The organism is Methanocellales archaeon, assembly GCA_028715985.1.
Classification (GTDB): domain Archaea; phylum Halobacteriota; class UBA148; order UBA148; family UBA148; genus UBA148.
Map to the genome: position 1 here is coordinate 25,369 of JAQUQR010000010.1, position 8,417 is coordinate 33,785.

At 48.8% G+C, this 8,417-nt stretch carries 7 protein-coding genes; 2 read left to right on the forward strand and 5 right to left on the reverse strand.

Annotation, left to right across the window (positions count from 1 at the left end; translation table 11 throughout):
• Positions 1-6: 6 nt before the first annotated feature.
• Genes PHI74_07470 through PHI74_07490 form a run of 5 tightly spaced genes read right to left on the reverse strand, consistent with a single transcriptional unit; the run spans position 7 to position 5,809 of the window.
• Complete coding sequence (locus PHI74_07470) at positions 7-765, reverse strand: AAA family ATPase (protein ID MDD5485848.1); 759 nt, start codon at positions 763-765, stop codon at positions 7-9.
• A 9-nt stretch (positions 766-774) separates the two neighbouring features.
• On the reverse strand, positions 775-2,145 hold the full coding sequence (gene cdhC / locus PHI74_07475) for a CO dehydrogenase/CO-methylating acetyl-CoA synthase complex subunit beta (protein ID MDD5485849.1): 1,371 nt from the start codon (positions 2,143-2,145) through the stop codon (positions 775-777).
• A complete protein-coding gene (cdhB, locus tag PHI74_07480) occupies positions 2,142-2,684 on the reverse strand; it encodes a CO dehydrogenase/acetyl-CoA synthase complex subunit epsilon (GenBank protein MDD5485850.1) in 543 nt (180 codons plus the stop codon). Before cdhB ends, cdhC begins: the two co-directional genes overlap by 4 nt.
• Positions 2,674-5,037 (reverse strand): CO dehydrogenase/acetyl-CoA synthase complex subunit alpha, encoded by a 2,364-nt coding sequence (cdhA, locus tag PHI74_07485; protein ID MDD5485851.1) that lies wholly within the window; start codon positions 5,035-5,037, stop codon positions 2,674-2,676. Before cdhA ends, cdhB begins: the two co-directional genes overlap by 11 nt.
• On the reverse strand, positions 5,009-5,809 hold the full coding sequence (locus PHI74_07490; GenBank protein MDD5485852.1) for an AAA family ATPase: 801 nt from the start codon (positions 5,807-5,809) through the stop codon (positions 5,009-5,011). Before PHI74_07490 ends, cdhA begins: the two co-directional genes overlap by 29 nt.
• A gap of 272 nt (positions 5,810-6,081) precedes the next feature.
• Between PHI74_07490 and PHI74_07495 the strand changes: the two genes are divergently transcribed.
• Both PHI74_07495 and PHI74_07500 read left to right on the forward strand, forming a co-directional pair.
• On the forward strand, positions 6,082-7,029 hold the full coding sequence (locus PHI74_07495; protein ID MDD5485853.1) for a dockerin type I repeat-containing protein: 948 nt from the start codon (positions 6,082-6,084) through the stop codon (positions 7,027-7,029).
• Between the two features lie 208 nt (positions 7,030-7,237).
• Positions 7,238-8,417 (forward strand): Ig-like domain-containing protein (locus PHI74_07500; GenBank protein ID MDD5485854.1); only part of this gene is annotated, 1,180 nt, incomplete at its 3' end.

Genomic DNA, 8,417 nt, shown 5'->3' on the forward strand with positions numbered 1-8,417 from the left:
TGCTCCTTACACGAGTCTTATCTTTTTTGCTATCTCGTCCACAGCCCTTACCGCCGGGGAGCTTTCAGGTAAATCTAGCAGGGATTTGCCCACAAGGTTGTATTCTGTTATGTCCCTCTCTTCCGGTATCACGCCCGCGAACTCCAGTCCGGTGGATTTGACTTTTTCTGATATCGATTTTTCATGTGAAGGATCAACCCTATTCACCACGAGATACAAATGTTTAAAGTCTATCCCCAGCTCTTTGGACAGATTTTTAATCCTCTCTGCAGTCTTGAAGCCATGTATTGACATGTCAGTCACCACGATCATGTCATCCACGCCCTGTGTGGTCCTTCTGCTTAAATGCTCCAATCCCGCTTCAGCATCGATGATGGTGTAATCATAGCTCTGAGGTAAGGAATCTATAATGTCTCGAAGCATGTGGTTTACCGCACAATAACACCCGGGTCCTTCTGGCTTTCCCATAACGATCACATCAAAGCTGGGCATCTCGGCCGTTATTTCAAAAATCTTGGCCTCCAACCATGCCATCTTGGAGTAATCGGGAGGGAATTCAGATTGCTTTGATATCAAATCCTCCCTTATATCCCCCAGGCTTTTTTCCACTGATACGCCCAGAGCATCAGGCAAATTGGAATCAGGGTCTGCATCTATTGCCAAGATGCTTTTTTTACCAGACCTAACCAATTTTCTGATTAGCAACGAAGCAAGTATCGTCTTTCCTACCCCTCCCTTCCCAGAAACTGCGATTATCTTTCCCATGTTATCTTGTCATTTCGCTTTTTTGATGATCACTTTCTCAGCATGGATCTTTGCATTTTTCAGGATTATCGTTATTCCTCCCGAAGGGGTACCCGAAATGGTGCCAACCGGCATGACCTCAAGAGCCTGAGCTTCTATGACCTCTGGAGGTGCCTCAACCCACCTTTCAACTACCGGGTGCCCTTTTTCCCTCAAAAATTCTTTTAGGGCTATGATGTCTGCGGCGTCATTTTCTGTCGCGATCTTGTCGTACAACTCTGCTGGTATGTAATCTTTCAGCTTCTCTTTCACTTCACTTGGAAGCCAGATTATCCGATTCCATCCTCCGTCTACCTGCAAGAACTTGGGCGACCTCATGTATTCGAATGAGATGCCATGGAAGCCATCTACCTGTCTTCCACCTCCTGTGGAATCTGCGATGCCTCCGAACGTTAATCCGCTTGGCGTCTGTCCTCTGAAATCCCTGTGGACAACTCCCAGCCCATCGCATTCTGGAACGTAAAATGTGGTAATCTCAAAGCAGCCACAGGATGTATGGGGGTAGCCGAAGGCTGTATACAGCTGCACTCTGTTTATCTCTCCAAGCGACTTTTCGGAAACGATTTTGTTTATGCCCTCATATTCGCCTTTCCAGTCATCCAGGCATTCTCCCTTGGGTATTTCGAATACCGGGCCCTTTGGATCCACCTTCGCAGCCGCTCTTCCGTCAAACCAGCTTATGGCTCCGCAATTGGCATATCTTTGAGCGGAGATTACGCAGATATGGGAGGGTGCAAAGGATTGGCAAAGGGTGCAACCGTAAAAAACATCGACGTCATCATCCGTCATGCCTCTTGCCCTTGCATCTCTCCCCTCGTATATCTCGAGTGCTTCCTGAAACTTTTTCTTCACTTCTTTCGGGTCGGTGATGAATGTTATTTGTATCTTTTCGATTATCGCCATCTCGCTTTTGAACAACCTCTGGAGGGCTTTTCCGATTACCTCCAGGTTTAATCCTTTCTTAACTGCTGTTTTATCCAAACGCAACCAGATGCTATCCCTCTGGTTTAGATGCATGAAGCCTTCGATGTAATTGCAGAAATCGTGTATGCGTCGCTCCATGACCCCTTCCATCTCCACTTCCAGCTTCTCGCCTGAAACCTCGATGTAGATGCCAAAGGGAAAAGAGCCCCCTTCTTCCAGGTCCGGGACGTCTGGACCAACTAGGGTGATTTTTCCGTCCTCTACCTCTTCTGGGCCTTTAACCCTCAAGAGTTCGAATTTTTCTTTTACGTTGGGCCCCCCCAACTCCACATGCATTTGGGGTTTTCGAACCCTTTCCCCTTCATGGGCTAACCCTACATCAACAGGGAGGTCTGCAAACATACCTGATGTGCTCATTTATTCTCCATCTCCTGTGCAATTATGGTTAAATATCCACTCCACTCCTCGATTGAAAGATTCGGGAAGGACCAGTTGCAGTGTGGCTGATAGTATCTATCTAGGGACACCGTCTTCAGATGGTCGAAAGCAAAGGACTTGAGCCCTGCCTCAATCACAAAACCCACATAATAGGTCATTCCGAGGATCAAAGCTAAGTCGTGGGGCTCATCCTCACCAGAGACGCTCCACGTTGGGTCCGTGAGCCGATTGCCGATATCCATGGAAGTCATCGAAGCAGCTGGCTTAAAGCCCCTCTTCAGAAACTCTGCCATCGCATGGGCTGTCGTAACCACAGGAATATCGGCGGCTCTTGCAATTCGAATGATTTGATCTATCGGCTTTTTGCCCTCCAAGTCTATCTCGGCTGCTTCGTGCCCCACAATGAAAATAGGTTTTTTCGCCTTCTTCAACAGGATAGAGACCATCTCGGGCTTTTTGATCACCGCAGCTTTTACGGGTCCTGGAACTTCGTATCTCTGCCAAGGTTCAGCTGCCATTGCCATCCCCCTTCTTTCTTACAAGTCTTGGTAATAGCGTTGGATCCGGAGCAGGGACTTCGCTCTCTTTCCAGCCCTTTTCCTTCAAGATCTCCAATATTTCATCCTTCATGGTTATGGGGATGTCTGCCATGGTACGTACAAATAACTGAATGTCATCTGGCATGGCTCCATAAAAGCGTTTATGCAGGTCTATATAATGGTTTAGCTTTATTGATCTGCCCTTCGTCGTGTCGTTAGGCCTAATGCAAAGCTTTGGTATTAAAGTCATAGCTTCCTCCTTCGTCTCCACGGAGATGAAGAGGTGCTCAGGTGCCGGACCCGTATACACGCGCTTCCCTGTGCGAGCGTCGATGACATACCAATTCTCCTCTTTATCCTTCCTTCCCAGCAATGCTCGCCTATACTTGGAGCCGTGCGGTCCTACGATTACAGGTATGCCCAGCCTCCAGAAGCCGCTGGCTATGGAAGAGGCTTTTTGAGACATGGCTCCCCAGGATATGCCCACAGCACCCACCCGATTGTGTATGTAATCAGCAATTTCCTCATAATTCGAGTTAAGCTTCCGCTTGGCGAAAATGCTTGCAATTTTGATGGCAGCTCCTGAGATGTGAGGGTTGGAAACGCAGGAGCCACAGTTTACGAGACCTCCCGCATCAAATGCACCTGAATAGGCTTCATAGAGGCTAAGTCCGTCCTCGTTTTTGTACATACCTATGTTCATAGCTGCGCAGCCGGTGGTGGTCACGATGAATCGCCTTTTTAGGAATTCTTCGATCATGATGGCGTTATCCTTCCAACTGCCGGGATAATTGGAGCAGCCGACGATTCCGATCACGCCTGGTATCTCTCCCATGACTATTGGGCCGCCCACCCTTCTTATTTCCGTATCCGATATGGCGCCCCTGCCCACTCTGACCTTGAATCTCTCCTCCTTAATTTTTGACCTGGAGGCGCCTATTATGATGGAGTGGAGCTTCAGCTCGTTGGGGCAAACCCCCTCCCCCTCGCAACGTCCACAGCCTATACAAGACTCGTATAAGTCTGATAGCGGCTGAAGGTTTCCTTTGGCTGCCGCTTCCATGGCTTCCGGAAGGGGCAAATAATTCGGGCAAACCCGTTGACAGCTGAGGCATTTTGTACATTTCGTAGCATATTCAATTATCTCAGATTCTTCTGGGATGATGCCTGACTTTTTCCGCTTGGGGAATACACCCATGGCAACCCTGACAGCTACCTCTCCAGCCTTATCCGAGTCTAGGATGACTACGCCCGGGCTTCTGCCCTCCACCATGTCGCTCACTATTTCATCTGTGGGGTCTTCGGTGCGGTTCGGCAGCCCTTGGAAATTCTTGTAATGTGTTGAGATGAGGGGTGCCTTGACCTTCTTGGCTTCGTCCAGTATGTCGGCACGGATGCATTGCTCATCAACCACTATCACGTCTGCTATACCCGATCTGACGAAACGCAGTTGATGGGAGAGGGGGCCAGCTATCTTCGCCTTATTCGTATATCTGGTTAAATCAAGTGCAGTGCAGCATATGCCAGCGAGCTCTATGCTATCCTCCAACCCGCCATCCTCCATGTAGTCAAATATCGCGGCTGCCGGAGGGACGTTGTGCCCTATCACCAAAATGACAGGCTTAGTTATATCAATGCTCCCCATCCCCACGTCCACCATTGATGCTTCAGGGTCCGCCTTTGGGAAATTTAAGGCGGATATTTGCGCCAAATCGCAGATCTCCATGCCAACATGATCGATCATGCCTGCATGAAACGCCTTTGACTCGAAATCTATGTTATCCCCCTCCTGTCCCGTATGGCAACAGGAAAGCAAGTGGGTTATCTCTTTTTCGACGTAATCGAGAACATCCTCGAGGTCACCAAGTGTCCTGGGCTTTATGCCAGTGACCAGGCGGGTGTGCGGTGCCTCCACAAGCACGGATAATCCACCAACGTCAAGCGGATAATCGCTGCCGAATTTGCTTACCAGCTCCTCTACCATGTGCCTGCCATGGCCTGCATGGGTTGCGGCCCCTATGGCACATGAAAGCAGAACTATTCTCGATTGCTGCGCTGCCATGTCCAGTCCGCAGGCACCCTTTTTTCCCTTGCTCAGATCGCACTTCCCCATGGTGCACAGGCAACAGAGATCGCATAACGGCAAGTAGAATGGCTTATACTTGTTCAAAAGTATGCGATCCCAATCTCTGAATGTTGAGATGTCAGGCATGGGTGTGGGCCCAGGGGCTTCTTCCCATTCTTCATAAAAGGCTCCAACGGTGGCCTCCAGACCCGTTATCTTAAAGATGTCGCTTTCCAGCTCATCGACCTTGAATCTTGCTTTTTTCACAAAATATCTCCTTTACAAGTCTGTTTTTGATTTCCGAGATAGCTTTGAAGGCTTTCGATGTCGGGAAATTAACCAAAGCCTCCCCGCCCATCTCAGCCTCCCTGACTTTATAATCGAAGGGAATGATGCCCAAGATGTTATCAAAATTCTCGTTTATAAACTTTTCTTCCTCCTCATCTGCAACCTTATTTCCGATCACGTAAGTTTTTTCCAACCCGATATCCCCTGCCAGATTCATTATTTTTTTAACGACCTCCATCGAGTTGGGCGTCGCTTCAGTCACGGCTATCAATGCATCCGCATATTTTGCAGTTCCCCTGCCCAAATGCTCGACACCCGCTTCCATGTCCACTATCACATCCTGCTCTCCCGAGAGCACCTGCTTTAGAAAGGTTTTTAACATCACGTTGGCCGGGCATGTACAGCCGGAGCCCCCCTTTTTGACGGTCCCCATCAAAATGAACTTTACGCCATCCGGTGCATCCATCCATAACTTCCGGGGCAAGTCGGAAACCTTCGGGTTTAGTTTGAATACCGCTCCATAAACATCCGGGGATGCACCGGTCCTCTCCTCGATTAGGTCTCCCATTTCTGCCAGGGGCACCAATTCCCTAACTTTCCCCTTGTCTATCCCCAGGGTTGAGTGGAGATTCTGGGCAGGGTCTGCGTCTATGGCTATCACGTCAAAGCCATCTCTGGCAAGCATCCTGGCTAAGGTTCCAGCAAAAGTCGTCTTTCCGACTCCTCCTTTTCCAGTGATGCATATTTTCATATCCTTATTTCTCCATTATTAAACGTTATAAATTTTTCCATTAAACTTTACGATTTTCCTCGTTCATGCGCTCCCACTTATTTTGACCAAATGATGTTATAGAATGGTGTAATCATTCGTAACCGAAAGTCATTTATATGGAGTAGTAAATATCTTCATATCGTCAAATAGTAATCTTGTCGCCAAACGGCAATATTGTCGGCAAATGGCAGCTATTTGCATATCAGAGAAGCTGAAAAGCTACGAGATGGAGATTAGGAAAGGGATATGCGATGAAAATTGGGAAAGGGACGATACTGGCAATGCTGTTGGTATGCATTGCAATGGTGATTTTAGTGATGCCCGTTCAGGCATATACGACGGAAGTGCACGTGGTAAAGTATGCCTCGGATGAAACGACTATACTGAACGAGACGAATGTGACCTATCAGTGGATGAGAGACAACCTGCCCATCATGGACGAAGGGAACCTTTACGGTACTACTTACACGCACCACTACTTCCAGGGCCCCACCTTTGATCTGGGAAATCTCTGGGATCCGCCAGAGAGTGTCAACGTGGATAGCAGGGATTACGGAGCTGTTGCCGGGACGGATGTCAAGGACCTGTGCGAGTTAGTGGGGGGCATGTCTCCCGGCGATAGGGTGAAGATCAAGTCACCTGACGGCTTCTACAAGTGGTTCGACTACGCCGTCGCCTACAACGACCACGGCAACGAAACGCTGGACAGCAGACAGGGACCGATGGTCCTCGCCTGGTATAACGGCGAGGAATCAATCACAGGTGAGCACCAAGGCGTGGGCTATCCCGATACAGGCTATACTGTGGGCATGAGGCTCCACTTCTTCGCTGATACTAGTACGAATCCCTGGGGTTATCATGCATTCGGTCTTTGGGACATGCACGAGTGCATGGATGAACAATACTGGCATTACTATTACGACGGCACCTTATGGCCGTCCTCAAGTGGCCTCTCGGTGAAATGGGTCGGCTCTATTTTGATCTACAGCAATGAGTCGCCCCAAGGTCTCCTAGGCGATGTTAACAATGATGGCGTGGTGAACGTGCTCGATGCGACCAAGGTGAAGAACCGTGCCGGCAACCCCTTCTATCCCCTGGATGACGAATGGGCCGCAGATGTCAACAGCGACGGCATCATAAACGTGCTCGATGCGACGAAGGTGAAGAACCGTGCCGCAGATCCGAACTATCCTTGGTAATGGGCGGGTAACAAAAAATGAAATGAGAAAAAACAGCATAACAGCGATTTTACCACCCTAAAAATCTAAATATTCCCAGTTGATTATGGGAAGGAAAAACCCTTAAACTGGTTATTTAACGGCACAATCATTCATGACCGAAAATCATTTATATTGAATGGTGTCTATCTGCATGTCGGAAGTGAAGAAGCTAATGAAAAGCGACGCGATGAAGATTAGAAAAAGGACGATAATGGCAATGCTGTTGGTATGCATTGCAATAATGGCTTTCGTGATGCCTGTATCAGCCACGACAGAGGTGCACGTGGTAAAGTATGCTTCTGATGGAACAACAATACTGAACGAGACGACGGTGAGTTATCAGTGGATGGAAGCAAATTTACCGATTTATGGTGACGGGGTAACCCATTATTTTCATCAGGGTCCAATCTTCGAGGATGAGTGGAAAGAAGTGCACCCCGACGAGACGTGGAATCTTGAAGAGGACAAGTGGAACCCAGAAGAGGACGTCAACACAGTGGGAAAGGATATGGGGGCTGTGAAAGGAACTAATGTTATGGATCTGTGCGAGCTGGTCGGAGGAATGTCAGAAGGAGACCTCGTGGAGATCAAGGCTTTTGATGGTTTTTCCAAGAAGTTTCCGTACGCAAACGTCTACGAACCCGCGGATCGACAGGGTCCGATGGTCTTGACTTGGTACACGAAGGATGCCACTGAGAGCGGACCGGAAAGCGGATATGTGCCCAATGACTATTGGAATGGTATGCGTCTCGTCTTTTTAGCCGATACTTCCACCAATCCGTCGGGAGATCATGTGTTTGGCATTTCAGATATGCACGCATGCGTCCCAGAGGAGTACTGGCATTACTATCAGTACCCTGATTATCCGACCACAACCGGGTACACAGTGAAGTGGATAGATAGAGTTCTGATCCACAGCACCATCGATCCACCAGAATTGACATCAATCGTGGTCTCTCCATCCAGCGTGGAGCTGGATAAGAGTGAGACGAAACAGTTCAATGCAACCGCATACGACCAATACGATAGCGAAATGTCAAATATTGTCTTTAATTGGGATAGTAGCAATGAAACCGTTGGAACAATTGATGAAACAGGATTATTTACAGCATTGGTTGTGGGAGAAACGACAATAACGGCAGAAAGTGGAACAGTGGCAGGAACGGCAAGTGTAGTAGTATCTGGTCCAACGCCTACTCCGACTCCAACGCCCACACCCATTTTTGGTGGTGGGGGTGGGTATGTCCCAACGCCAACACCCACGCCAACACCCACGCCAACACCCACGCCAACACCCACGCCAACACCCACGCCAACACCCACGCCAACACCCACGCCAACACCCACACCAACACCAACACCAACAC

Bases quoted from the DNA above. Each gene is read 5' to 3' on its own strand.
- PHI74_07490 (MDD5485852.1), bottom strand. From the start codon at position 5,809: ATGAAAATATGCATCACTGGAAAAGGAGGAGTCGGAAAGACGACTTTT.
- cdhC (MDD5485849.1), bottom strand. From the start codon at position 2,145: ATGAGCACATCAGGTATGTTTGCAGACCTCCCTGTTGATGTAGGGTTA.
- PHI74_07470 (MDD5485848.1), bottom strand. From the start codon at position 765: ATGGGAAAGATAATCGCAGTTTCTGGGAAGGGAGGGGTAGGAAAGACG.
- PHI74_07495 (MDD5485853.1), top strand. From the start codon at position 6,082: ATGAAAATTGGGAAAGGGACGATACTGGCAATGCTGTTGGTATGCATT.
- cdhB (MDD5485850.1), bottom strand. From the start codon at position 2,684: ATGGCAGCTGAACCTTGGCAGAGATACGAAGTTCCAGGACCCGTAAAA.